Origin of the sequence: Virgibacillus sediminis (assembly GCF_042643265.1) — a bacterium.
In the GTDB taxonomy this organism is placed as follows: domain Bacteria; phylum Bacillota; class Bacilli; order Bacillales; family Amphibacillaceae; genus Virgibacillus_O; species Virgibacillus_O sediminis.
In genome coordinates this window covers 115,438-141,949 of the sequence record NZ_JBHRRZ010000012.1, presented here as the reverse complement: position 1 = coordinate 141,949, position 26,512 = coordinate 115,438, and the positions used below count along the sequence as shown (strand labels likewise).

The window sequence follows — 26,512 nt, the reverse complement described above, 5'->3', positions numbered from 1 at the left end:
AGATTAATCAAGGCAGTTTATATTATTTAAAACAAGAGGAAGGTGAAGTTTCTGTTGCGGAGGACTGAGAGCAGTTTAACCTCCGCTTTTTCTCTGTCATTAGTTGTCCCCGTGTGAGATTGCTACAATGCCTTCACATCCAACCCCCTGATGAAATGGACGAAAGCCCGGACGATGTTCATCTCCATTGAGTCTTCCAGATAATACATCCATGTCTTCCTGGTAATCGGCCTGCCTGTGGAATCGAGCAAAGGCTTGATGAAAAGCTCCGGATAGTTCCGTACCACGAGGTTGGCAAGAATGGCATAGCCTAGACCGTTCACTACCATCTCTTTACATGTCTCCACTTGGTTCACTTCGATATTGATATTGGGGCGTTGTGTGTAGTTGCTGTACCACCAGGCGTCGACAATGCCTTTCATTTTTTCATCCGTATAGTAATCGATTCGAGGAGCTTCCGGCAGGTCTTCCCACTCAAATTCCCAAGGGGCCGCGACACAGATCTCCTCTTCATAAAGCAATTCCTTCTTCTCTTTCCACGTGTAATCCCCTTTGATGAAACTGATATGTACATCATGATTGAGAATCAATCGGTGGACCTCACTGCTCCAGCCTGTCACAACCTGGAACTCCACGTTCGGATATTCTTGTTTGAAAAGGCGGAGGAGCTTCGGCATCTTGTTGAGGGCAAAGAAATTGGAAACTCCCACCCGGAGTGTACCGGAGACTTGGGACTTCATATTGTCCATTTTATCTTCTATCTTTCTTTGTTCATGGAGCATCTTTGTCGCGTGCTGTGCCAGTTGCTCCCCCTCGGGGGTGAAGGTGATCCCTTTTTGCTTTCTCAGGATAAGTTTCACTCCATAATGCTCTTCCAATTTCTGTATCCGTGACGTCACGGTGGGCTGAGAGACGAACAGAAGCTGCGATGCTTTTGTGATGTTTTCGGTGGATCTTAAGACGTCCAGCATTTCCCAATCGTGATAATTCATATCTATTGCCACCTCCAGGAGAAATAGAAATATTCTATGTCTGGTCATAGAAATTATATATTTTTTTTATAACAAATTCAAACTTATAATAAAATTATAAAAATTACATAAAGGAGGAGAGGTTTATGAAGACATATACTGCAGGCCTGGAAGGTGTCATCGCTGCTGAAACGGAAATTTCCCTGCTGGATACGGTCCAGGAAAAGATTATCATCCGAGGGGAGGACCTGATTGATTTATCGGGCAGGGTCGGCTACGCAGAAATTGCCCATTTATTATTGGAGGGAAATCTTCCATCCATTGAGGAAAAAGAAGAGTTGGAAGGCAAGCTGAACAAGCTTAGTGAACCCCCGGCAGGCATTACGGAAGTGTTGAAAGCGTTGCCAGGAACTACCCACCCGATGGATGGGCTTCGGACAGGCCTGTCCGCTCTTGCAGGATATGATGGCGATCTGGAGAATCGGTCACTTTCGGCAAACAAAAGAAGGGCCTATGATATTCTGGGCAAACTTCCTGCCATAACAGTGAACAGCTATCGGCTGTTGAATGGGGAGGGTTCCATAAAGCCGAACAAGAACCTGTCCTACAGCGCGAATTTCCTTTATATGATCACAGGGAAGGAGCCTTCCCAACTCGAGACGGATATTTTTGACCGGTCTTTGCTGCTCTACAGTGAGCACGAGTTGCCAAATTCCACTTTCACTGCAAGGGTGATTGCTTCTACCCAGTCTGATATGTACGGTGCCTTGACAGGGGCAGTCGCCTCCTTGAAGGGAAGTCTCCATGGAGGAGCGAATGAAGCGGTGATGTATATGCTGAATGAGGCGGATTCTGCATCGGAATTTGAACAGTTGATGTACAGTAAACTCCGCATGAAAGAGAAGATCATGGGATTCGGCCATCGTGTCTACATGAAGAGGATGGACCCAAGAGCCATCGTGATGAAAGAAGCGCTCAAGGTACTTTGCGATCAAAAGGGAGATCATCGTTTACTTGAAATGTGTGAGGCTGGTGAAAAGGTGATGGAAGAGGAGAAGGGACTGTATCCGAACTTGGACTATTATGCTGCACCGGTTTATTGGATGCTTGGTATCCCTATCCCATTATATACGCCAATCTTCTTTACATCCAGGACAGCTGGAATCGCCGCACATGTCATCGAGCAGCATGAGAATAACCGTTTGTTCCGCCCGAGGGTTCATTACACAGGAAAATAATATATGACATAAGGAAAACCAATTTGTAAAGGAAAGGGAGAAATAACGATGCTGAAAGTCGAGACAGAGAAGAAAAATGATACAGTGTTGGAGCAAATTGCAGATTATGTCTGTGATCACGAAATCACCAGTGAAGAGGCCTTTTCTACTGCACATTATGTGCTGATTGATACACTTGGCTGCGGAATCCTCGCCCTGAACTATCCGGAATGCACCAAATTGCTGGGCCCTGTTGTTCCGGGAACAGTTGTGCCAAATGGAACAAGGGTGCCGGGGACACCTCATGTGCTTGACCCGGTCCAGGGTGCTTTCAATATCGGTACGATGATCCGCTGGCTGGATTATAATGATACCTGGCTGGCTGCCGAATGGGGTCATCCATCCGATAATCTGGGCGGAATCCTGGCAGTGGCCGACTATGTGAGCCAGGAGCGGATTGCCAGAGGCGAAGAGCCGGTGACGGTGAAGGAAGTCCTGGAAATGATGATCAAGGCCCATGAAATCCAAGGCGTACTTGCCCTCGACAACAGCTTGAACAGGGTAGGGCTCGACCATGTCCTTTATGTCAAAATAGCAACTACGGCAGTCGTTACGAAACTGCTGGGCGGCGGTCGTCAAGAAGTCATCAATGCCCTGTCCCATGCATGGATTGATAATTCCAGTCTCCGCACGTACAGGCATGCACCAAATACCGGATCAAGAAAGTCCTGGGCTGCAGGTGATGCGACCAGCAGGGGAGTTCGGCTTGCCATGATGGCCGTAAAAGGGGAGATGGGATATGCAACAGCCCTCAGTGCACCGGGCTGGGGCTTTGAGGATGTACTATTCAATAAGCAGCGTTTGACGATCAGCCAACCATTGGACAGCTATGTCATGGAAAATGTGCTGTTCAAGGTTTCCTATCCAGCTGAATTCCATGCCCAAACGGCAGCGGAAGCAGCCGTACAACTTTCCCCTGAGGTGAAAAACCGGTGGGAGGATATCAGCCGAATCACCATCACCACCCATGAATCGGCAATCCGGATTATCGATAAAAAAGGTCCGTTGACTAACCCGGCAGACAGGGACCACTGCCTCCAATATATAACTGCTGTTGGATTATTGAAGGGGAATATTACAGCAGAAGACTATGAAGATGAAGAGGCACAGGATCCGAGGATTGATGCACTCCGGGATAAAATGGTCATAGAAGAAGATAAACAGTATACTGAGGATTATCTGGATCCGGATAAGCGCTCGATTGCCAATGCCGTCCAAGTCCATTTCAATGATGGCACCTCGACGGAAAAGGTTGACTGCGAGTATCCGCTGGGCCATCGTTTCCGCAGAAATGAAGCAATCCCTAAAATCTTGGAGAAATACGCAACGAATCTGTCTACCAAGTATCCAGGAAAACAGCTGCAATCCATCAAGGAAAAAACCTGTGACTACAATCAGCTGGTGAACATGAAGGTCCATGAATTCACAGATCTTTTCACTCATCCTTGATCCGCTTACAGTTGGCGGAGTATTACAGGGGAGCCGGCGGTTGGCCGTGGCTGGTATCAAGCTGTAAATAGAGAGGAAGAATTGCGCCCCAAAAGTTACAGTGAACAGTAGCTTTTGGGGCATTTCGGCCGTCATTTTCCAGTTCCTTCTGCCCCGACCAACAAGAACCTGCTGATTTTTTCTGTAAAACTAAAGCTATTTGTTTTTTATTTAGAAGGCTAATGTTATATAATATTAATTATTAATATTCAGAATTCAAATAGAGAGTAATAATTAACAGCAACGCATCTATCTATGGTTTTCTCCAAAGAAATGTATGCGGTTACAAAAAATGATTCAGTTTCATTTAAGGGTTAGGCAGGAGAGAATTCAATGATGGAGGTATTCAATGTTAGTAGAACACAATTTGAGTGATGGCCTGCAAATATTGGAAGATGGAACAATCTATTTCGATCGTGACCGGTCCATCCTTACATCGATCTCTGCGTTTGGTACATTGAGAAAGGATCTGCTGGAGAATATCGGCCAGAAGCGGGTGAAAGGTTTCTTAATACGGTATGGAGAAGAATTGGGGAGGCATGACGCGAGAAAGATCAAGGAAAGGAAAGGTGTTTCACTGGAAAAATTGGCGGAATATGGTCCTGTCCTTCATACCATGCAAGGACATGTGCAATCCACGCCCGAGAAAATAGAGGTAACCCAGCCGGATGGCAGTGAGAAGGGCTCTGTCCATATGGAAGGAATTTGGGAGAATTCTTATGAGGCTGAAGAACATGTCCGGCAATTCGGCTGTTCGCCCACCCCTGTATGTTATACACTGACAGGCTATGCCAGCGGTTATCTCAGTGAGATCTTCGACAGGACCATCATTTTCAAAGAGGTCGCCTGTCAGGGGACAGGGGATTCCCACTGCAGATATGTCGGCAAATCACTGGACCTGTGGGATGGGGAAGCGGATGACGAGCTGCCTTTTTACCAGGAATCGCCTATTGTCAAAGAACTGGAAGTGACATATGAGAAACTGTTGGAAGAACGGAATAATTTCGCGAGAACCTATACCGTCCATAAAAAATTGACCAATGAACTGTTGAAGAGACGTGACCTCCATTCGATTGTCCAAGTAGTGAATGAATATATGGATATTCCTATTCTGATCGAGGATACAAAGAAAAATGTGTTGGCACAGCAAGGGTTTACCAAGGATCAATTGGAAGTCGCCTGTCATGATTTCCGCTGCTACATGGAACACCCGATGAGGAATAAAAAACCAATCAATCAGACAAAGCTATTGAAATTGGACAACCATACCCGGTTAATCACACCGATTTATTTGCAGGATGACATCATCGGCTATTGTTCCTTCTGCGGGGAGGAAGGCGCTGTGTCTGATTCCGACTCCAATGCCCACCGGATGATCATCGAGCAAATTTCTTCTGTCTCCTCCCTATATCTGTTGAATGAAAAAACGGAAATAGAAGCAGCAGAACGGGTGAAGGGGCGGTTCCTGGAGGAAATTCTAAGCGGGAAATACCAGCCGAATGAAATTCTGCGGCGCAGCACCTATTTCCAGGTCGATCTCCATCAGCCCTTTAAAATCATGGCAATTAAATGTTGTACCAGCAAAGAACCATTGGAAGAGGAGCTGCTCTTCTATGAAGATCTGCTGGAAACGACGCTGCAATACTTCCAAAGCAACCAATTGAAGATACTGGTCAGCCAATACACCAATCGGATCACCTTGTTGGTTCCAGAACAGGGGGAAGGGGAGGATGACATCGACACCCTGTGTGCGGATTATTTCCATTTCCTTACAGAAGAGTACCCGGAAGCAACTTTTTCAGCAGGGATGAGCCTGCCATCCGACCAAATCGGACAGGCGGTGGACTCTTACCGGGAGGCACTAACCGCATTAAGAATGGCCACCAGGAAGAATAAAATTATCCATTTTGACACGCTTGGTCTGATCGGACCGCTGATCAATGCCAACAATGAACAGGAAGTGAAGCGGATTGCCTCCTATACCCTTGGTCCGTTATGCGAAAACATGAACCATAAAAAATTGGAACTCCTGAAAACCTTGCATATTTTCCTTTCGAACGGCTGCAATCTGGAACAAACGGCTTCCGATATCGCCTTGTCACTCAGTGGTCTCAGGTACCGTCTTGGAAAAATAGAAGAGCTGTTGCAGATGGACCTTCGGAACCCGACCACCAATCATCAGCTGCTGCTGTCCTTGCAGGCATTGATTCTGATCGGAGAAATAGAGCTGGATTAGCCTTGCAATAACATGGCCGCCTTTACGGCGGGTCAAAATATCATCAGCATAGGCAAAAACGCTCAGAATTTAACCCCCTGAGCGTTTTTCCATTATCTGATTCAATTAAGACATCCATTTGATTTAATAAAAAAGCTTACTCTTTTGTTTCTTTTAGAAATTCAATCGCTTCGTCCACATCGTACGTTTTGAATTCCAATTTTTTCATTTCCCCGCCGCCAGATTCAAAAATGAATACTGCTGGTGCTTTTTCGATGTCATTTTCAGGATACCTTTCATTGACAGCTTCCAAACTTGTGAAATATTCCACTTCTAAAACTGGATAGCCATTGCCAGCGAATTTTCCAAACTTATCACTTATATTTTCGTCTCCTTGTACAACGAGTACCTCATATTTTTCATCGGTACCTTGGTCGGGTGAACAACCCATCACTCCAAACAGCATGAAAAATAGTGAACTATATAATAACCATCGTTTCATAAAATCTGACCACCAAACCTCATATCATTTACTGTAGTATACGTAGGACATTATTGCCCTGACCTTTTAAATGGGACCCCATCCGATAAGTACAGCGATCGTAAGGATAATTATAGCAATTACACACCAGATTAAGAAAAGAGGTAACATCCATTTTGCCCATTTAACCCAAGAGACCCCAGCCACAGCTAAACTGGCCATCAGTGGTCCTGAAGTAGGCAGGATACTATTTGTAAAACCATCTCCAAACTGGAATGCTTGTACAGCAACCTGGCGTGTAATACCAGTCATATCCGACAATGGTGTCAATATCGGCATCACAATCATGGCCTGTCCACTTCCAGAAGGAACAAGGAAATTAATAACTCCATTAACCATAAACATACCAATTGCAACAAAAACTGGTGACAAGTTTTCCAGAGGAACAGATAGAGCATGAACAGCCGTATCGAGAATTTGGGCGTTTTCCATAATAACAAGTATACCCCTTGCTACCCCAATAATGAGAGCGCCGTAAACAAGCTTTTGGCACCCTTCCAAAAAGGTTACTGCAATTTTATTATAATTCATCCCTGCAATAATTCCTGAAATAACGCCAATAACAATGAAAAACGCGGCCATATGATCAATGGTCCATTGATATTGAATGGTGGCAAAGATAAAGAATGCTAATGCAAGCCCCGTGAAAGCAATGATAAGTTTGTGCCTGGTTGTAAATTCAACTGTTAATTGATTCTCTTGGCCAACACCGCCCTCGAGTATTCCTACTATACTTTTAGACGGATCCTCCATAATCCGTTTGGCGTACCTCCATGTATACATGATGGTGACAAGCACGATGATAGAAAAAGTAATGATTCGAAGTGCCATCCCTGAAAAGAGTGGAACGCCTGCAATTGATTGGGCAATCCCAACGGTATAAGGGTTTAAGAAGGCTGCATTAAAACCTGCAAATGTAGCGCCGAACGTGATGGCAACAGCAATTATTGCATCTAACCGAAGGGCTTTAGCAATAATTATGCCAATCGCAACAAATGGAATGACTGAGTTTGCAATAGCACCGATGGCTCCTCCTAATGCAAACAAAGTACTGATCACTGCGATTAACCAAAACTCTTTGCCTTTTGTTATGTTTACCGCTCTTAGAATTCCGCCATTAATAGCTCCTGATCGTTCAATAACTTCAAAAGCTCCCCCTGCAAAGAGAACGAGGAAGATGATACTGGCGGATTGAACCATTCCCGACTGCAGCGCAAGGAAAATATCCATGAAACCAGCCGGGTTTTTATCAACATAGCTGAAGGTGTCAGGCATCACTTTCTCTACTCCATCCACAACTTCGCGCTCGAAGGTTCCTGCCGGCACAAAATATGTAGCGGCAACAGCCATTAATAAAACGATAAAAAGAATAACATATGTATCAGGCATTTCCCATTTTCTATTGATCTTCTGTTTCTTCGTCATAGAATTCTTATTCATTTTCTAACCACCTTTTGGCTATTAATCTAGTAACTTAAAAGTCGAGTGAACAAACATGTTTATTCCGTGCAGCAATGCATCTTCATCTATATTGAACCGAGGGTGGTGATGAGGATAGTCCGTTCCCTTCTCCGCATTGCCTGACCCAATGAAAAAATAGGTACCTGGGGTCTCTTCTAAGAAAGCGGAAAAATCTTCTGCACCCATATTAGGCCGCATACCAATTAATGACTTTTCCCCATATAATTCGCAAACACTGTCCTTAATTACGGCAGCTACATTTTCATCATTAATAACAGGGTCTGCACCTTGGTTATATACAAACTCATAATCAGCCCCGTGTGCTTCTGTGATTCCCTTAACGATCTGTTCCATTAGTTCAGCGATCACGGGGCGGAGTTCAGCATTGAAAAGCCGGACGGTTCCCGCGATTTCTACGGTGTCTGTAAGAATATTCATGGCTGTACCGCCGATAATTTTCGTAATGGAAAGAACAACACTTTCCAATGGATCTATATTTCTAGAAACAACTTGCTGGAGATTGGTGACTACCTGAGCCCCGATAGGAATAGCATCAACTGCTTGATGAGGGAGACCAGCATGACCTCCACGACCAGTAATCTTTATCGAGAACGTATCTGGTGATGCCATAACCGGGCCACTGGATACACTGAATTTTCCCGTTTCAAGCGGTGACCAGAGGTGTGCCCCTATAATTGTGTCGACTCCGTCCATTACCCCAGCATGTACCATTTCTTTCGCACCACCTGGCCCCAACTCTTCCGCGTGTTGGAATAAAAAGCGGACTTCCCCCTTTATCTGGTCTTGTAAATTTGCCAGAATTTTGGCTGCACCTAATAAGATTGCTGTATGTCCATCATGTCCGCATGCATGCATAACACCTGGATTATTAGAGGAGTATGAAAGGGAATTTTCCTCCTGGATTGCCAGGGCGTCAATGTCAGCACGAATTGCCACTACCTTACCAGGCTTAGATCCAATTAAGCGAGCCATCACACTCGTTTTTGTGGGGCGGGATAGTTCTAAATCCCCAAAAGTTTTCAGCTTATCATAGATGAAATTGGAAGTTTCTACCTCGTGAAAGGACAATTCTGGATGTTTATGCAGATGCCTTCTCCATTCCACTACTTCATCTTTAGTTTCCTGTACAAGGTCACTAAGTTCTATTTCTTTCATTCTCTTGGCTCCTTTTCCAATCATTTCCTTTGCCTCGCTGTCTCGATATCAATGCCACCTAATAAAAATACAATATAACTTATATTTATGCAATAGGTGGTATAAATTGGCTTCCCTTCTTATTGCACGAAACTGCCCCAGTTACGCTAAATAAATTATTTCAAAACCAAGCAGACCCATTTATATTGAACACTAAAACGGTTGATTTTTATACTTGCTCCTCCAAAATCGAAACCTATTTCACCAGATCAGACGGTTTTTATGGCCAACTTGGCACACTCCATACACATTCATCTGCGAAATTAATTGGAAAACAAGCAGATACCTGCGGAAATTCTCTTCTTTTTCCGTCGGTTGATGTTATTGTTTGTTAACGCTTACATTGATAATCTAAAAATAAGGAGTTTTTAGAAAATAAACAAACAGGAGGCGAAACCATGCTGAACGGCAGAGAGTACTTGGAGAGCTTGAGGGATGGAAGGGAAGTATACGTCAATGGGGAAAAGGTAGAGGATGTCACAGAACATCCGGCCTATAGGAATTCCGCCCGATCCTATGCGCGGATGTATGATGCCCTGCATGATCCAGAGATGGAGAACAAGTTGGTGACCACGACGGAATATGGGGACAAAACACATAAATTCTTCAAAACTTCCAGACATGCACAGGATCTCTTGGAATCAAGGGATGCGATTGCAACCTGGTCCAAGATGAATTTCGGCTTCATGGGGCGCACTCCGGACTATAAGGCGTCTTTCACCGCCCAATTGGATGCATATGCAGACTACTATAAAGGGTTCGAAGACAATGCAAGGGCGTGGTACAGAAAAGCGACGAAGGATGTGCCATTCATCAATCATACTATCGTCAATCCGCAGGTCGACCGGTCCAAGCCGCTTCATGAGAACAAGGATGTCTTCGTGCGGGCGGTAGCTGAAAAGGATGACGGAATCATTGTCAGTGGAGCCAAAATGGTTGGAACGGCTGCTGCCATGACCCATTATAACTTCGTTTCCAATTACGGGCCGAAAGACTTGGGAGAGGGAGATGTCAGCCATGCACTCATCTTCTTCGTTGCGATGAATGCGCCGGGAGTGAAGATGATCAGCCGCCAGTCCTATGAACAGCAGGCAGCGACAACTGGAACGCCTTTCGATTATCCGCTGTCCAGCCGGTTTGATGAAAATGATGCGGTGATTGTCCTGGATAATGTGTTCATCCCATGGGAAGACGTATTGGCCTATAAAAATGTGGAAATCACCAACAACTTTTTCACGGAAACCGGATTCTTCAACCGCTTCACATTCCATGGTTGCACCCGGTTCGCGGTGAAGCTTGACTTCATGGCCGGCCTCCTGCTCAAGGCCACAGAAGCATCCGGCACCAACCAATTCAGAGGGGTCCAAGCTAACCTAGGGGAGGTTATTGCCCTTCGCAATATGTTCTGGGGACTATCTACATCGATGGCGGCAGAACCGGAAATGGGAAGAAACGGGGTCGCCGTACCGAACGGGGAATATTGCAATGCCTATCGTGTACTGGCACCGATGACCTGGCCGCGAGTCAAAAACATCTTTGAACAGGTGGTCGCTGGCGGGTTGATCCAGCTGCCGTCCAGTGCCAAGGATTTCCTGAATCCGGAATTGCGTCCATATCTGGATCAATATTACCGGGGCACCGGCATCAATGCAGAAGACCGGGTGAAATTGATGAAGATGATTTGGGATTCCATCGGTTCCGAGTTTGGCGGCCGGCATGAACTTTATGAAATCAACTATGGAGGAAATACCGACAACATCCGTCTGGAAGCATTGAAGCATGCAGAAGGAGTGGGTGCGGCGGACAATTACCGTTCTTTTGTAGAATCCGCCATGAGTGATTATGACTTGAAAGGCTGGACCAATGATACATGGATCAATGCTGGTAAAAGCGAGATGAGCGGGGTCAAGTAAACCGTCTGTTTGTACTTTTTCAGCTGATTTTTATACACATTCATTCATTATAAGGGGGAGTAAAAATGTCAAATTTTGATGTAGCACAGTTGGCACATGTGGAGTTGTATTCACCGAAACCGGAGGAAACATTGAAGTTTTTCACACAGATTCTCGGGCTTCAAGAAACGGAAAGGGCTGGACAGTCGGTCTACCTGAGGGCCTATGAGGATTTCTACCATCATACCCTGAAAATCACGGAGGCCAAAGAGCCTGGCATGGCCCATACCGCATGGCGTTCCGGGTCGGAGGAAGCTCTCTACCGCAAGGTCCAGTCCCTGGAGAAAAGCGGTTATGGACAAGGGTGGATCGAAGGCGATCTTGGCCATGGACAGGCCTATCAATTCCGGACACCTGACGGCCATCAAATGGAATTGCTCTGGGATGTGGAATATTACCAGGCTGCAGAGGACCAGAAGACCGCACTGAAAAGCCGCCCGCAAAGACGGCCGAATGTCGGAGTGCCTGCGAGAAGGCTGGACCATGTGAACTTGATGTGCAGTGACGTGACAGCCAACAAGAATTTCATGGCCGATGAACTAGGATTCAAATTACGCGAAAATATCGTGATGAATGACGGCCTGGAAATGGGTGCCTGGATGAGTGTGAGCCCGCTTGTCCATGAAATTGCCCTGATGAATGATCAACGGGGAGGGAAAGGTCGTTTCCACCATGTGGCCTTCTGGTATGGATATCCCCAGCATTTAATGGACATTGCCGATCTGCTTGTGGAAAGCGGCATAAAGATTGAAGCTGGACCAGGCAAGCATGGGGTCAGCCAGGCATACTTCATGTATGTATTTGAGCCAGGCGGAAACCGTGTGGAACTGTTCGGGGATTCCGGTTACCTGATTTTGGATCCCGACTGGAAACCGGTTACCTGGACAGAAGACGAATTGGAACAAGGAATTATCTGGTATGGATCTCCGCTCCCGAATGAGTACTTCCTGTACGGCACCCCGGATATTCCAAGCAAAGTTCCGAGCAAGTAGAATGCATATAGGCTGCATGTCATGAATGCTGATTCGTGCTGTGCAGCCTGATATCTATGGATTAATGGTGTTCGGCCCGTATCGGTCCAAAGGAAGCCATACGTTCAAATAGCATAGAAAAATGGAGGGAATGTCAGCATGCCGTTTATTCAGATAAACATATTGGAAGGCCGGGAAGCGGAAAAGAAAGAACGGCTCATCCATGAGGTGACGGGGGTCGTTTCCGATGTATTGGATGCACCGAAGGAAAATGTACGTGTACAAATTAACGAAATGGCGCCGGAACATTGGGGAATAGCCGGAGAATCGGTCAAAAAGCGGAAAAATCTATAGGAGGATGATTATGGAACAAGTCCAGACACGCGTCAAAGAAGTGAAATCCTTCGTGGACGGCGAATACTTGGAATCTTCCACAGATGCAAAATTCGACGTCTACAACCCTGCCACCCAGGAAATCATCGCCCATGTCCAGGAGGCGAAAGAGGAAGAAGTGGATCGTGCCTGCCGGGCAGCAAGGAAAGCATTCGAGGAAGGGCCATGGAGGACCATGCCTTTATCGGAGCGTTGTCAAAAGCTGCGCCGAATGGCCGAGATCATTCTGGAGAGAAAAGAAGAATTGGCCCGGCTGGAAGCGATGGATGTCGGCAAGCCATATCCGGTAGCACTGGAAAAGGAAATACCACGGGCGGCGAACAACTTGAAATTCTTTGCGGATTTTATGGAGAAGCAAGGGGCGGAAGTCTACCCGATGGATGAAGACTACTTGAATTACACACGGTATGAGCCGGTGGGGGTGGCATCCTTGATCACCCCATGGAATCTGCCGTTTATGCTAACTACCTGGAAACTGGGGCCATGCCTTGCTGCAGGAAACACGGCAGTCATCAAACCGGCTGAGGTGACGCCGCTGACGGTCTCGCTTCTCGGGGAGATTGCCAAGGAGGCAGGCATCCCTGACGGAGTGGTGAATGTGGTTCATGGCTTTGGGCCAGGTTCTGCAGGTGAATACATGACCACCCACCCCGATGTGGACCTGATTTCCTTTACGGGAGAAACTGCTACTGGAAAATCGATCATGAAAAGCGGTGCCGACTCCCTGAAAAAAGTGTCCTTTGAATTGGGAGGGAAGGCAGCCAATATCATTTTCGAGGACGCGAATCTTGATAAAGCCATTCCGACCTCCCTCCAGGCGGCCTTCATGAACTCCGGCCAAGTATGCCTGGCCGGGTCGAGGATTCTCGTACAGCGGTCGATATTCGATGAGTTTGTCGAACGGTTCAGGGAAGCGGCTGCCTCTTTCAAAGTCGGGGACCCGCAGGATAGCGGGACGAACATGGGGCCGCTTGTCAGTAAAGAGCATTACGAAAAAGTCACCAGCTACCTGAAGGTTGCCGAGGAGGAAGGAGCCACCCTTGTCCATGGCGGCAAGCGGCCGGAACTTCCCGAGCACCTAAAGAACGGGTATTACCTCGAGCCGACCATCTATATCCAAGAGGATCCAAAAGCGCGAATCAGCCAGGAAGAAATTTTCGGGCCGGTTGTCACGCTAATTCCTTTCGAGACCGAAGAAGAGGCATTGGAAATCGCCAATGATACGGATTACGGGCTGAATGGTGTCGTCTGGACCGACAATTTGCAGCGGGCACACCGGGTATCCCATCATGTGCGTGCCGGCACGATCTGGGTGAACTGCTGGTTCGTCCGCGACCTGCGCGCTCCATTCGGCGGGTTCAACCAGAGCGGAGTAGGACGTGAAGGCGGACACCACAGCATGGAATTCTTCACCGAAGCAAAGAATATCTGTATTGCGTTGGAATAGGGAAACGTAAAACCAATTCTTTAGCTTTCATACAAAAGCGCTGTATCAGAAAATATGATACAGCGCTTTTAACATTTTAATAGGCTTTGTAACTGCAACTCCTTTACATACTAACACAAGGTATTCCCCAACTTCTTTACCTGCTCCTTATCTCTCCATACCAGTCGTTACCAGACTATTAATTATAAATGGATGGAGGGATTCAGTGATAGAAAAGTGTTCAATTCTATCAAGCGAAAACTATAAAACTGTGTTAAGAAGTTACAACAACTGGCCAATAGATATAGAAATGCCCAAACGATTATTAAAATAGAAAGAAGTTCATGAATAAAGTGAACTTCTTCTTTTTTTGTTTACTCAGCTTTTAAAGTATTAGGATTGGACGCTCTATAATAATTGGATGGATTTTTATCTCTTAATAATATAGAGATTTGATCAACCATCAAACAAGATGGTTACAAATTTTGATGAACGAAATTTTAAATGGTTGTATTATTTTTACAAATCGCAAATATATATTTAGGTAAATAGACTTATCAGGAATCCAACTTTTTGAGGGCAAGGGGGATAATAGTATGTCTGAAGAAAAAGAAGTTTCTAGGCGTAAATTTTTAAAGAGTACAGGTCTAACTGTTGGGGGGCTTGCTGTTGGCAGCTTATTTGGCGGTGCGTTTATTGGTGGAGTAAAGGAGAAAGAAGTAGTGAAAGAAGTTGAAAGAAAGGTACCGAATTATACAGAAGCATTGCAATTTTTTACTAGAAAAGAGGACTTTGAAGTATTAACAGCTGCAACTGAGATAATTTACCCGGAAGATGAAAATGGGCCTGGTGCGATTGGACTTGGTGTTCCATACTATATTGACAAGCAATTAGCCGGCCCATGGGGCAAAAACTCAGAAGATTACATGGTTAAACCTTTCCAAGAAGGTGATACACCATTAACTCGCGGTGATATTATGCTAGAAGGTGTTCGAAAATTAAATGAAGTAAGTCGTGAAAAACACAAGGAAGTTTTCGGTTCTTTAAAAGAAGAAGAGCAAATTGCTATTTTACAAGGATTTGAAAGCGGTAACATTAAATTGGCATTAGTTTCACCAGTTGTTTTCTTTACTTTGCTAAGGAATTTAACGATAGAAGGGTGTTATTCTGACCCTTTATACGGCGGGAACAAAAACATGGAAGGCTGGAAGATGAAAGAGTACCCAGGTGTTCACATGTCCCATATAGATGTTGTGGAGTCCAGTGAGTTTGTTAAAAAAAGACAAATGAGTTTAAGTGACATGCATTAAATGATTATTATGGGAGGCAAATTATGGCTAAAAAGTTACCTAAAGTAGATGTTGTAACAGTTGGTGTAGGATGGATGGGGGGCATTGTCGCAGCGGAGCTTACCAAAGCTGGTTATAGTGTGGTTGGCCTTGAAAAAGGACCTTCCAAAACAAGAGAAGATTATTTAATGTCACACGATGAACTTCGATACCAAAAAAGAGGTGAAATCGAAAAGAAACTAAATGATGAGACATATACACTCCGCCATCATTCCGAAGAAGAAGCTTCTCCTTTGCGAAATAAATCCATGATTCGTAATGGAGAAGGTACAGGAGGCGGTGGTTCCCATTGGGGAGCACAAACACATCGTTATTATCCGTATGATTTTGAGATTAAGTCAAAAACCATTGAAAGATATGGAGAGAACAAGATCCCTGACAATATGACGATTCAAGATTGGGGCATTACTTACAATGAACTAGAACCATATTTCGATAAATTTGAAAAAACTTTAGGTGTTTCAGGAGAACCTGATCCTAATTATCCGGAACGCTCTAATCCTTATCCAACACCGCCTTTAAAAAAGACGGAATCGATGCGTATGTTCCACAAGGTAACAGCAGATCTTGGGTACAAGCCCTTTGTTACTCCTTCTGGTACACTTTCTGAATCATATACAAACCCTGATGGCGAAACCATTAACGCATGTCAATATTGTGGTTTTTGTGTTTACAATGTGTGTGAATATGGAGCAAAAGCAGATCCTATTGTAACAGTGATCCCAACTGCTCAAAATACAGGTAATTTTGAGCTTCGCAACAATGCACGTGTTGTTCGAGTGTTATACGATGGAAGCAAAGCGACAGGTGTTCTATATGTTGATACGAGAACAGGTGAAGAATTTGAGCAACCAGCTGATATCGTTGCACTCACAAGTTTTGTATTTAATAATGTTCGTTTATTATTATTATCTGAAATTGGAAAGCCATATAACCCAGATACTGGAGAGGGTGTTATTGGGAGAAACTTTACTGACCATCACACATCTGGCGCTGCAATAGGGTTTTTTGATAATAAAAAATTTAATAATTACGCAAATACAGGTTGTTTAGGGGAAACGATAACTGACTTTACAGGGGATTTATTTGACCATTCTGATTTAGACTTTATCCATGGTGGCCAAATAGAAATGCGAGTACCTTTTACCGGTCCAATTGATTCAAATATGGTACCAGCTGGTACACCCACTTGGGGAAAGGAATTTAAAGAAAAGTCTCTTTATTATCATAATCGTCATTTAATGATTTCAAGTCAGCGAGCTGTTATGCCTTCTAAAGATAACTATTTAGATTTAGACCCTAATTATAAAGACGACTTAGGTGATCCGCTAATTCGTATGACTTATGATTATATCGATAATGAACGCAATATACACGAATTCACGGTCAAAAAGTGTGCGGAAATTATGGAAAAGTTAGGTGCTGATCATATTACTACCACGCCAATGCCTGAACACTTCCATGGCAACATCACCTTCCAGCATAATGGAGGCGGAGCTATAATGGGAGATGACCCTAAGACCAGTGCTGTTAATAATTATCTTCAAATGTGGGAAGCACATAACTTATTTGTCTGCGGTTCCTCTGCATTCCCTCATTTCGGTGTTTCTAACCCAACAACAACCGCTGGTGCTTTAACTTATCGTGCAGCAGAAGGTATGATTAAATACCTTAAAGAAGGTACAGGTTCATTAGTTTAATAAAAAATATATATAGAGTTGATAATCCTCTATTATATAAACAGGGAGGAAACAGGTTTATGATGAATATTGGTATTCCAGGGCTTATTTTAATTTTACTTATTGCCTTAATTATCTTTGGGCCATCTAAACTTCCGCAATTAGGAAAAGCGGTTGGGCAAACTTTATCTGAATTTAAAAGATCAACAAACGACATCTTGGATGATGTGAAAGAACCAATCGATAAGGTAAATGACATTGCCTCAGATGCAGTTAAAGTCGATGCAGCAAAAGAAGAAGGCAATATTACCAAAAAGAATTCTTAATAGGTTCTCATCCAGGCGAGGTATCAACAAAGCGGAGTAGGACGTGAAGGCGGACATCACAGCATGGAATTCTTTACCGAAGCAAAAAATATCTGTATTGCGTTGGAATAGGGAAACTGTACAACCTTAGCATTTCATACAAAAAGCGCTGTATCAGAAAATATGATACAGCGCTTTTACTGTTGACATTTGTTTAACAAGAGGAAACTCAATAGCCTCATCACACTCTCATTCATGGTGTGAATTAACCGACATTGTCTTCTTCTATGTTCTCTTTCTTGGTTTGCTCTCGTTTCTTTTTTGCACCGCTATGTTCAATCGTGAAATATAGTACAATTCCTACGATTAATGCAGGTGCTGCTCCGTAAATGGCAAGCACAATTGCCATCACACCAGCTACCCCCATTTCTATTTCCGTTTTTACCTGTTGCATTCCAATTGTAATACATAAATAGCCCGTAAGGATTAACGTGATAGACAAGGCAATTGGTAAGAAAGGTTGGAAAAACGTAACCAATGGAAGAATGAATATTCCTATGGAAAACGCGATCAGCATGGTGTTTGTTCCAGAGTATATAGAATCCATCGCTTTTCTGCCAAATTTGTAACGCTCCGTGACGGAAGCCGTACCAGCTGTGTAAATTGGACCGGCCATTCCTGGGTGCGGGGCAAAAAGTGCATTCAACAAGTTTCGAACAAAAGTCAAAATATGCAATTTGCTAAAACTGTACGTGATTTTTTCATCGTTTCTGGATTCTCTTGCCCGCTTGATCATTTGATCACCAACAATGATGTCACCGTAAGCGATAACATAAGCCAGTACTGCAGTAGGAACAGCCGCAATCAGCAAATCAATACTGGGAAATCCAATGCTGAACGGAGTCAACTGCCAAACTTCCGAAATCGCGGGCACCGTGATTCCCCATTCGATATTAGGGGTAGGATATTCACCTACAGCCCAACCGACAATGATTGCAACAATGATTGCCGGCATAATGCCGAACCCTGCAAAAAAGCGGACCCATCTGTTTTGTAGGGATAGCTTTTTAAAGGATATGGAAAACATGGTAATCAAACATAGCAATCCTCCGACCGTAATGGCAATCGGTGTTTCCGCTAAACGTCCTCCAGGTTGAATTTCCGTCATAATCGCAGCAATTCCGGCCCCAATCAAGATTCCTCCTTTTAGGGATCGTGGTAGATTGACAACTATTTTTTCTCCCAGACCCGAAATGCCAAAAATCAAGAATAGGAACGCTAATACGAGCTGGATGGCAATAACTGCTTGAACGGCCTCTGGACCTGGGGAGTAATTTCCCAGAAACAAGATGATCAGAGGAATTAATGCGGTGATGAATCCAGATACAAAAGGCACTCCCAATGTAGATGGCAACAGCATTAAAAACTGATTTAATATAGTTATAGTTAAAGCTGCTTCATAGGAAATGCCCATTGCACTCGTCATGACCTCAATCATTCCTAAACCAGCAGTGAATAAAACGACACCTTGGAGCAGTTCTGGCGTCTCGAGCTTATAATGGATGAATGGAAGTCTTAATTGATAGGAGCCTAGATTCCAACTAGGCTGTTCTTCTCCATGTTTTCTTTTATAAAATGCCAATGTTTTTAACCTCCTTTTTTGTGCGAGCGCTTTCAAAAAATGATTGGATAATCTGCTCTTGTTTGATTCTCGTACCCCTCCTTTTTCTAGCAGAAAGGAAGTTTAGAACCATTCCAAACTTACCAAATTCCTTTCAAAATTACGTAAATTTTTCGATAAAACAAAGTATATGGAACAAGATATACTTTGTCAACTCTATTAACTAGATTTTTGAAAGGGCTTTAATGACCGCTGATAGTAGTATAAAATATATCATAACTAAAAAAATGAAATAGCAAACATAGTTTTCGAAGGGGGATGACACTATGTATATTCATGTTCCAAAAGACAGCTATCGGATCAGCTCAGACGAAAATAACAGGAAAATTACGATAAATCCCTCCATTTTCGGTATTTTATTCCAACAATTGAAAAAAAATATTGGAGAAAAGCGTGTAAAAAGTTTTTTATTTCACTATGGCTGGGAAATGGGCGTTCATGACGGCAAAGAAGCATTAGAACAAGACTTTCCAAAAGAAGCGTATATACGTTATGGGCCTCGACTTCACATAAATAGTGGGCATATTAGAGGAATTGAGCATGAAAGCAGGGCGGAGTTTGATGAAGATGGCAACTTACTATCGATTTTTAGTGAGGGTTCTTGGCTGGAAAGTTATGAAGCACGAGAGTATCTGAAGGTACAAGGAGTCTCCGAAACTCCTGTTTGCCATACGCTTGCTGGTTATAGCAGTGGTTATATGTCCACGATTTTCCATAAACCCATTCTAGCGAAAGAAATAACTTGTGTCGGCTGTGGACACGAGAAATGCAGCTGGGAGTTAAAAACCAAAGAAGAATGGGAGAAAGAAAATGAAGAAGGTGTGGAACTTTTTGAAGAGGAAACAATTATCAATGAATTAAGCTATACGTATGAGCAACTGCTTGATCAACGGAAGTTTCTGCAAGAACTGGCTGATTTTCAGAAAGAGTTGACAGATGAGATTATCAATGGCAGTGATTTGAAAAAGCTGGTCAATAAGGCATCTGATATGATACAAACACCCATCATTATTGAATCCGCAGAAAAAGAATATATCGCTCATTCTGGTTTAACAGAAGAGCAATACCATCAGTTGCAGGATGATTTGAAAGCGAATTCAGGGGATTCTACTTACCTTTTTGCAAAACAGCCATATCCATCGAAAGGGGAAATTATTAGAACGGACATTCAGACTCGATTATTCACCCCGCTGATTGTTCAAAAACGTATCGTAGGTTTTTGTTCCTTTGTTTACAAGGGGGAGACCGATCAAAATTTTGAAAAAGATTATCTGTTTTTGGACCGTTTCAGTAATGCGATTTCCCTCGTTATGCTAAATGAAAAAACGGAATTCGAATCGATGGAACGAATGAAAGGCAATTTTTTAGAACGAATGATAGCTGGCCGGCTGCCAAAAAATGAAATTATAAAAAGAGGAAATTATACGGGGATGGATTTAAGCAATCCGTACTATATCATGGTTATTGACTATGAGACGAATCTTGACTCGATGGAGGAAGAATTTCAGTTAGGTGAAGATATATATGAATCGATTATCCGTTATTTTAATAGCCATCAGGAGCCTATACTTGCCGGCCACTACGAGAGAAAGCTAATTATTTGCAATACCATTGACAAGAAAAAGACACAAGATAAACAAAAAATAATAACGGGTTTACATGCCTTACTTAAGAAAAAGTACAAGAATTTTACTTTTTCCTTTGGTATCAGTACAGTGGCCGATGATATCGAACAGATAAACAAATATGTGGAAGAAGCAACCGTCTGTATCGGTTTGACAACGGGTGGTGAAATCACTTTTTTTAGGGATCTTGGTATTTTGGGAATATTGATCAATTCAGGAAATAAACAAGCAATCAAACTATTAGCAGAAGAAAAACTTGGTCCTGTGTTTGAGGAGAAAAACGAAAAAGAACTCATAAGAACTCTATACCTTTACCTTCTGAATGGTGGCAAGTTGGAAAAAACGATGAACGACCTGGCCTTATCCATGGGCGGGCTGAGACATCGTATACGCAAATTGGAAGATATATTGGAAGTAGATTTGCGAAATGCGAATGTGATGCATGAACTATTGTTGCTTTTGCAATCTCTTATTGCCCTAGGTGAGTGGGACTTTGAAAAATAATTGAATAGATGTTTCGTTAAGCCATTATCATTAAAGGTTATGATAATGGCTTATTTTTTATCTGCGTAGCGTCCGAAGATTTTTAGTCCTGTACAAAGTCCATTCAGGAATGCCTTTGCCTTTCATGTATCTGGCCACTAGCAAGAGCTTCCTCACCCAGGAACCAGGTAACCAGACAGCGGATCTTAGTAACTTAGTAAGGTGTTGAGGAACTTTATGGACAACTTTTGCTTAATCTTGTGGATATACAACAGTTTTTGTTCTAGTTATTATTTTTAAAATTCCTTATACTTATGAATGTAAGCGATACCAAGAGTCGGAACATGCAAACAATTATTAATAAAAAAGGAGCGTTTATATGACAACAAAAGAGCTAACTCAGGAACAGGTAATAGAACAATTATTTGATGAAGCAAAAGAGATTGGACAATTGGCAGAAAAAGAAGCACGCGATGCAGAAAAAAATGCAACCATTTCTCCAAACGTTGCTCAATTAATGAGAGATTCTTCTATTTCCAAAATGATGTTACCGAAAGAATATGGTGGACCACAGGTTGATCTGCGAACGTTTGGCGAAATTGTTCGTACCGTCGCCTACTATAACGTTTCAGCTTCATGGCTGACATTCCTATATCCGCTGCACAATACACTTCCGGCTTATTTGCCTAAAAATGCAAGAGACGAAATTGTAAATCAGGGTGGATTAATCAGTGACATCTTTGCTGCGATTGGTACGTATGAAGAGGATGGCGATGGGTACCGCATTAGCGGAAAGTGGAATTTTGCAAGTGGAGTAAACTATAGCGATTGGATCGGTGTTGGTGTAAATATGCAATTGCCTGGTATGGATGAACCGGAAGTTTGCCTGCCAATTTTGAAAACGTCTGAACTCACCATTGTTGAAAACTGGGATACGTTCGGCCTTCGTGGAACAGGAAGCAACCAGATTATCGCTGATAATGTGTATGTACCAAAAGAAAGAGTTTTGCCAGTTTCCCGATTGGAAGAGGTTGGCCGTCCACCTGAAGATGATTATGATACAGATTATCCATTTTATGATATTCCATACTTTCCTGCGTTCTACATGGGATTCCCATACATGGCGCTTGGCGGAACCAAACGGATTATCGATGAGTTTAAGAGCGCAACAGAAAAACGCAGACGCTTGATGGATAACGGTCTATTGGAAAGTGAATCCCCAAGAAGCCAGCGTGTAATGGCGGAAATAACCACAGACTTTCATGCTGCAGAAGCATTAATGGATCAATATATTACGAAACTGGAAAATTCAAAAGGCAATCCTAATCCGACACCTAATGCAGAGTTCTTTGCTATCCGTACCAAGGTAACAAAACTCTGTACGGAAATAGCCATGAGGGTATTGCTGACACTAGGCGGTGCTGGCTTGTATAAAGGGGGACCAATCGAATTGTTCTTCCGTGACATATTATCCGTAGCCACTCACAAAACGTCACTGTATGAGGATTCTGTACAGGCATATGGGAAAGAATTATTTGGGTTTGATAGCGGAGTTCGAGGATAAGCTAAAAGCCTTATCTACCAACCAATTAATCAGATAAACAATTAAAATTTACTAAACGGAGTGATATGAATTGACAATATGGAATGAACTAGCAGATCTGGAATTTAAACTTTATTATGTGGATGCGAACGGAGTAAAGACGAGAGTACTAGAAGCAGGGGAAGGCGAACCACTAATCCTTCTTCATGGCACTGGCGGCCATATTGAAGCTTATGCAAAGAACATGCAAGGCTTAAGCAAGCATTTCCGTGTTCTTGTGATTGACATGCTTGGTCATGGGTATACGGATAAACCGGACAAGCCGTATGGAATCGATTCTTATAGCGATCACTTGCTGGACTTTATGAAAGCAATGAATTTATCTCAAGCATATATTTCTGGTGAATCTCTAGGTGGATGGGTAGCGGCCTGGTTTGCTGCACATCATCCTGGCTATGCAAAAGCTTTAGTGTTAAACACACCAGGAAACGTCAACAGCGATCCAAAAGTTATGGCAGGTTTGAAGGAATCAACAGTTAACGCAGTTGTAAACGCTAACTATGAAAATGTTAAAAAACGTTTGGAATGGCTCATGTATGATAAATCGGTGGTAACGGACGAGCTTGTCTATAATCGTTATCAAATTTACTCACAGCCATCCTACCAAAAAGCTGTTTACAATATCGTTCATTTGCAGGAAATGGAACCAAGGCAAAAATATATTTGGAAACCCGAATGGTGCCAAAAGATAGATGTTCCTACATTACTCGTTTGGACCGACCATGATCCAACTTCCACGGTAGAACAGGCAGAACCAATTAAGGAAATGATTCCCGGTGCTGAATTAAAAGTAATTAATGATGCAGGACATTGGCCGCAGTGGGAACAGGTGGAAGAGTTCAACACAGTATTGACTGACTTCATGCTGCAGCACGTTTGATTTATTAAATAACTGCGTCTCAAAAAAACAAAAACATACTGGATGGTGAAGAAAGATGATTTATCGCTTAGGCTATGCACAACTAAATGTATCAGATTTAGAGAAATCACTTGATTTTTATGAAAAAGTACTTGGGTTCATCAAAACAAAACAAGAGGGAAATAAAGCATATTTACGTGCCGAAGAAGAATTTGACCAATATTCTTTAATTCTAAATGAAGATAAAGACAATGTATGTTTAGATCATTTTGGTCTTCGGGTTTCCAGCGAAGAAGCACTGGATGAGATCAAAGCAAAAAATGAAGAACTTGGGGTAGAAGTACAAGAAACTGAGGACAAAGACCATGGAAGAGTGCTTAAAGTTGCAACGCCAAGCGGACATCCTGTTGCATTTTATCATCATTCTCCACAAATCAATGTGTACCATGGAGAGAATAACCATGTCATTCTTCCGATGAGAAGAACGCACTTGCAAAATGGAATTCCTCCACTTCGCATTGACCATATGAACCTTCGTGTACCAAGTGTCAACAAAGAATGGGATTACTGGAAGAATTTTGATTTCAGCATTTCCGAATATGTGGAAAGTAAAGATGGAAACGACAAATTTGCCGCATGGATCAGAAGAGAAACAAATACACATGACATTGCATTAGTGCATAAAGAATACGCTGCCTTGCACCATGTAGCATACATTGTTGATGGCGTACAAGGTGTCATCCGAACAGCGGATTTACTTGCAGATGCTGGCTATCGTGCTTCCGTGGAGTATGGCCCTGGCCGTCACGGTGTAAGTAATGCTTTCTTCCTGTATATCAAAGATCCGGATGGACATCGAATTGAAATTTATTCCGATGACTATAAACGTGATCTTGATCAGGAACCGGTTGGATGGACACAGGAAGCATATGAAAGCAATGGCCGCCTATGGTGGGGACCGGATGTTCCAGAATCATTTGTGGAAACAACAGCAATTAACAAAAAATGGATGAAAAATAACGAGTTAGTTTAAACCTGAATAAATTGGCGCTCAATTAGGCTGTTCATCACCTGGCTCCAGAGGGAGTGAAAGTCACCTAATTTTTGGGCGCTTCTATTTTACCCTTCATCCTGCCAACATCGAATGTTTAGAATAGCAAAGGGGGATTTAATGATGGATGGTCGTAAGTTTAGAAATGCAATGGGGAGTTTTGCAACGGGTGTTACCGTAATTGCTACAGAAAACGCTGGAAATATACATGGAATGACGGCAAATGCTTTCATGTCACAATCTTTGGATCCAAACTTGATCGTAATTTCCTTGAAAGAAGATGCACATATGCTGAAAAAAATCCAGGAAAGTGGTCAGTTCTCGGTCAATATACTGTCAGAAGATCAACAAGAATTATCCATGATTTTTGCCGGCCAGGTGGAAACAGATGAAGAAGTTCCGTTCAATTATTTGGATGGAAAACCAGTTGTACCTGGCGCCATTGCACAGGTTGCCTGCAATGTTAAATCTGAATATATCGAAGGGGACCATTCTCTGTTTATTGGTCAGGTAACAGATATTAACTTGGAAGATGGCGAGCCGTTAATATTCTCCAAGGGAAAATATCGTAAACTGGAAAAGGCTGTAACGGCCACAAGTTAATTTCATGTGTGATGTTAGCAAGTGAAATCATTGCTAGCCGAATAAAGGACTGGAGAATTCATTGATGCGGCTCATGGCTCAGCGGGGATGGGGCTACCCAATGGAAGCGGCTGCTTCGCCAGCAAATGAAGTCGGAGCTTAAGATTTTTTATAAACCCCGGCGAAATTATTTTAGCTGGTGCGCTGTCCAAAGCATTGCCGTTTGAACCTGGAGATACTTTCCGATCGGAATTTTAAAATCTTGGAAACATATAAGCCACTATGAATAATGAACTATCACAAGTCTAAGCTGCCTTGTGGTAGCTTTTTATTTTTGTCATAATTAAATTTCCTTTGCATGCATATCTCATGTTAAGCAAACTGCCTTAGGGAAGTCATCCATAAGGAGATCTATTCATCTGGGGTGTCCAGGGAATAGGTGACGATTTTTCCCACGCATTAGAGGGTTTGTAAAAGCTATACTTTTTCTGGAGGATCAAACGATGAAAAACAATAAGTGCTACATCCTATCAGTCACTATTTTAGCAGGCATTGCAGCACTGCTCGACCTCAAATATAAAGGTTTATTCTACCGCCAATTGCCAGAAAGTGTACAGGAGCGCCTGAATCAATGTAATGCTCAGACACTCTGCAGAAGTAAATGATCCTATATAAATGACCAGTTCCTCAGGTGCTCCGACTTCTGAAGAACTGGTCTGCTACATACTGCCAATCTTCTTTGAACAACCGTAATAGGTTCGGCCGTCTTCTTACAGCCAAAGGATGATAGGCGGCTGTTGTTTTGATGCCTCTTACCTCATGGCACTCCCCCCGTAATGTCTTCACCTGTACTTCTTCGTCTTCGAAGAAAGATTGGGCAGCTACATTTCCCAGACAGACGATATAGTCAGGCTTATGTTTCTCCAACTGCTGATCCAAGTGTCTCATGCAGATTACCCTGGTTCTTGGTTTATCATAGGCACGTGTCGGCTTTCGTTTCAGTACATAGGTTACGTATAAATCATCCATCTCCAGTCCTACAGAATCCACGGTCTCCTGCAACGTATGTCTTGTGCCACAGACAAATGGACTGCCGCTGCGATCCTCCCGGGCACCCGGATTGTCGAGAAGGACCATGATCGGAGCCTGCGGATTTCCTTCTCCCCAAATGATGCGTGTCCCATGTTCGGCCAAGCCGCAGTCATTACAATTCCTCTCCGTACCAGGTGCCGGTTCTTCCGGCCATATGCTTGGGCAAAAATCACTCACTGTATGGTCAGCTCCTCTAGATCGATGTACTTGTCTACTATGATTTATTTTTCACTAATAGCTGCAAAGAAAACCCGAAAAGTTCATGTGCAGAGGAGAAACTTCTCCGGCTTATG

At 43.2% G+C, this 26,512-nt stretch carries 22 protein-coding genes; 16 read left to right on the top strand and 6 right to left on the bottom strand.

From position 1 onward, the window contains the following. Positions 1 to 122: 122 nt before the first annotated feature. Positions 123 to 992, bottom strand: a complete 870-nt coding sequence (locus ACFODW_RS06935; RefSeq protein ID WP_390304619.1) for a LysR family transcriptional regulator — start codon at positions 990 to 992, stop codon at positions 123 to 125. A 125-nt stretch (positions 993 to 1,117) separates the two neighbouring features. On the opposite strand from ACFODW_RS06935, the gene mmgD reads away from it, so the two are divergent. From mmgD to ACFODW_RS06920, 3 genes are all read left to right on the top strand, one after another. Next, complete coding sequence (mmgD, locus tag ACFODW_RS06930) at positions 1,118 to 2,209, top strand: citrate synthase (protein WP_390304617.1); 1,092 nt, start codon at positions 1,118 to 1,120, stop codon at positions 2,207 to 2,209. 48 nt (positions 2,210 to 2,257) lie between these two features. Further along, on the top strand, positions 2,258 to 3,697 hold the full coding sequence (locus ACFODW_RS06925) for a bifunctional 2-methylcitrate dehydratase/aconitate hydratase (protein ID WP_390304615.1): 1,440 nt from the start codon (positions 2,258 to 2,260) through the stop codon (positions 3,695 to 3,697). 388 nt (positions 3,698 to 4,085) lie between these two features. Next, a complete protein-coding gene (locus ACFODW_RS06920; protein ID WP_390304613.1) occupies positions 4,086 to 5,972 on the top strand; it encodes a XylR N-terminal domain-containing protein in 1,887 nt (628 codons plus the stop codon). Between the two features lie 136 nt (positions 5,973 to 6,108). Here the strand turns inward: ACFODW_RS06920 and ACFODW_RS06915 are convergent, their stop codons facing one another. The 3 genes from ACFODW_RS06915 to ACFODW_RS06905 all read right to left on the bottom strand — a co-directional run bounded on the left by ACFODW_RS06915 (position 6,109) and on the right by ACFODW_RS06905 (position 9,129). Then, a complete protein-coding gene (locus ACFODW_RS06915) occupies positions 6,109 to 6,453 on the bottom strand; it encodes a hypothetical protein (protein ID WP_390304611.1) in 345 nt (114 codons plus the stop codon). A 66-nt stretch (positions 6,454 to 6,519) separates the two neighbouring features. Continuing rightward, a complete protein-coding gene (locus ACFODW_RS06910) occupies positions 6,520 to 7,917 on the bottom strand; it encodes a YfcC family protein (RefSeq protein WP_390304609.1) in 1,398 nt (465 codons plus the stop codon). Positions 7,918 to 7,953: 36 nt separating this feature from the next. Then, on the bottom strand, positions 7,954 to 9,129 hold the full coding sequence (locus ACFODW_RS06905) for an amidohydrolase (RefSeq protein WP_390304607.1): 1,176 nt from the start codon (positions 9,127 to 9,129) through the stop codon (positions 7,954 to 7,956). A gap of 437 nt (positions 9,130 to 9,566) precedes the next feature. On the opposite strand from ACFODW_RS06905, the gene ACFODW_RS06900 reads away from it, so the two are divergent. The 7 genes from ACFODW_RS06900 (at position 9,567) to tatA (ending at position 17,264) form a co-directional block, all read left to right on the top strand. Continuing rightward, positions 9,567 to 11,081 (top strand): 4-hydroxyphenylacetate 3-hydroxylase family protein, encoded by a 1,515-nt coding sequence (locus ACFODW_RS06900; RefSeq protein ID WP_390304605.1) that lies wholly within the window; start codon positions 9,567 to 9,569, stop codon positions 11,079 to 11,081. 65 nt (positions 11,082 to 11,146) lie between these two features. Continuing rightward, positions 11,147 to 12,112: a catechol 2,3-dioxygenase gene (locus ACFODW_RS06895; RefSeq protein WP_390304603.1), complete on the top strand. Its 966-nt coding sequence runs from the start codon at positions 11,147 to 11,149 to the stop codon at positions 12,110 to 12,112. A gap of 138 nt (positions 12,113 to 12,250) precedes the next feature. Continuing rightward, positions 12,251 to 12,445, top strand: a complete 195-nt coding sequence (locus ACFODW_RS06890) for a 4-oxalocrotonate tautomerase (RefSeq protein WP_390304601.1) — start codon at positions 12,251 to 12,253, stop codon at positions 12,443 to 12,445. A 10-nt stretch (positions 12,446 to 12,455) separates the two neighbouring features. Continuing rightward, the gene (locus ACFODW_RS06885) at positions 12,456 to 13,931 is read left to right on the top strand and encodes an aldehyde dehydrogenase (RefSeq protein ID WP_390304599.1); all 1,476 of its coding nucleotides are present in this window, start codon (positions 12,456 to 12,458) and stop codon (positions 13,929 to 13,931) included. A gap of 575 nt (positions 13,932 to 14,506) precedes the next feature. Beyond that, the gene (locus ACFODW_RS06880) at positions 14,507 to 15,220 is read left to right on the top strand and encodes a gluconate 2-dehydrogenase subunit 3 family protein (protein ID WP_390304597.1); all 714 of its coding nucleotides are present in this window, start codon (positions 14,507 to 14,509) and stop codon (positions 15,218 to 15,220) included. 23 nt (positions 15,221 to 15,243) lie between these two features. Next, positions 15,244 to 16,959: a GMC family oxidoreductase gene (locus tag ACFODW_RS06875; protein WP_390304595.1), complete on the top strand. Its 1,716-nt coding sequence runs from the start codon at positions 15,244 to 15,246 to the stop codon at positions 16,957 to 16,959. Positions 16,960 to 17,018: 59 nt separating this feature from the next. Further along, positions 17,019 to 17,264 carry a twin-arginine translocase TatA/TatE family subunit gene (tatA, locus tag ACFODW_RS06870; protein ID WP_390304593.1) on the top strand — a complete coding sequence of 82 codons (246 nt, stop codon included), beginning with the start codon at positions 17,019 to 17,021 and terminating at the stop codon, positions 17,262 to 17,264. A gap of 244 nt (positions 17,265 to 17,508) precedes the next feature. On the opposite strand, the gene ACFODW_RS06865 is transcribed toward tatA, so the two are convergent. Then, entirely contained in the window at positions 17,509 to 18,885 is a 1,377-nt protein-coding gene (locus tag ACFODW_RS06865; RefSeq protein WP_390304591.1) for a solute carrier family 23 protein, read from the bottom strand. 305 nt (positions 18,886 to 19,190) lie between these two features. Here ACFODW_RS06865 and ACFODW_RS06860 point away from each other — a divergent pair, with 305 nt between their 5' ends. From ACFODW_RS06860 to ACFODW_RS06835, 6 genes are all read left to right on the top strand, one after another. Beyond that, positions 19,191 to 21,053: a V4R domain-containing protein gene (locus ACFODW_RS06860; protein WP_390304589.1), complete on the top strand. Its 1,863-nt coding sequence runs from the start codon at positions 19,191 to 19,193 to the stop codon at positions 21,051 to 21,053. Positions 21,054 to 21,411: 358 nt separating this feature from the next. After that, positions 21,412 to 22,596 carry an acyl-CoA dehydrogenase family protein gene (locus tag ACFODW_RS06855; RefSeq protein WP_390304587.1) on the top strand — a complete coding sequence of 395 codons (1,185 nt, stop codon included), beginning with the start codon at positions 21,412 to 21,414 and terminating at the stop codon, positions 22,594 to 22,596. A gap of 70 nt (positions 22,597 to 22,666) precedes the next feature. Then, positions 22,667 to 23,515: an alpha/beta fold hydrolase gene (locus ACFODW_RS06850; protein WP_390304585.1), complete on the top strand. Its 849-nt coding sequence runs from the start codon at positions 22,667 to 22,669 to the stop codon at positions 23,513 to 23,515. 55 nt (positions 23,516 to 23,570) lie between these two features. Next, a complete protein-coding gene (hpaD, locus tag ACFODW_RS06845; protein WP_390304583.1) occupies positions 23,571 to 24,527 on the top strand; it encodes a 3,4-dihydroxyphenylacetate 2,3-dioxygenase in 957 nt (318 codons plus the stop codon). 141 nt (positions 24,528 to 24,668) lie between these two features. Beyond that, entirely contained in the window at positions 24,669 to 25,148 is a 480-nt protein-coding gene (locus ACFODW_RS06840; RefSeq protein WP_390304581.1) for a flavin reductase family protein, read from the top strand. A gap of 482 nt (positions 25,149 to 25,630) precedes the next feature. Then, positions 25,631 to 25,792 carry a hypothetical protein gene (locus ACFODW_RS06835; RefSeq protein WP_390304579.1) on the top strand — a complete coding sequence of 54 codons (162 nt, stop codon included), beginning with the start codon at positions 25,631 to 25,633 and terminating at the stop codon, positions 25,790 to 25,792. A 22-nt stretch (positions 25,793 to 25,814) separates the two neighbouring features. Here the strand turns inward: ACFODW_RS06835 and ACFODW_RS06830 are convergent, their stop codons facing one another. After that, on the bottom strand, positions 25,815 to 26,396 hold the full coding sequence (locus ACFODW_RS06830) for a uracil-DNA glycosylase (RefSeq protein WP_390304577.1): 582 nt from the start codon (positions 26,394 to 26,396) through the stop codon (positions 25,815 to 25,817). Between the last annotated feature and the right edge of the window lie 116 nt (positions 26,397 to 26,512).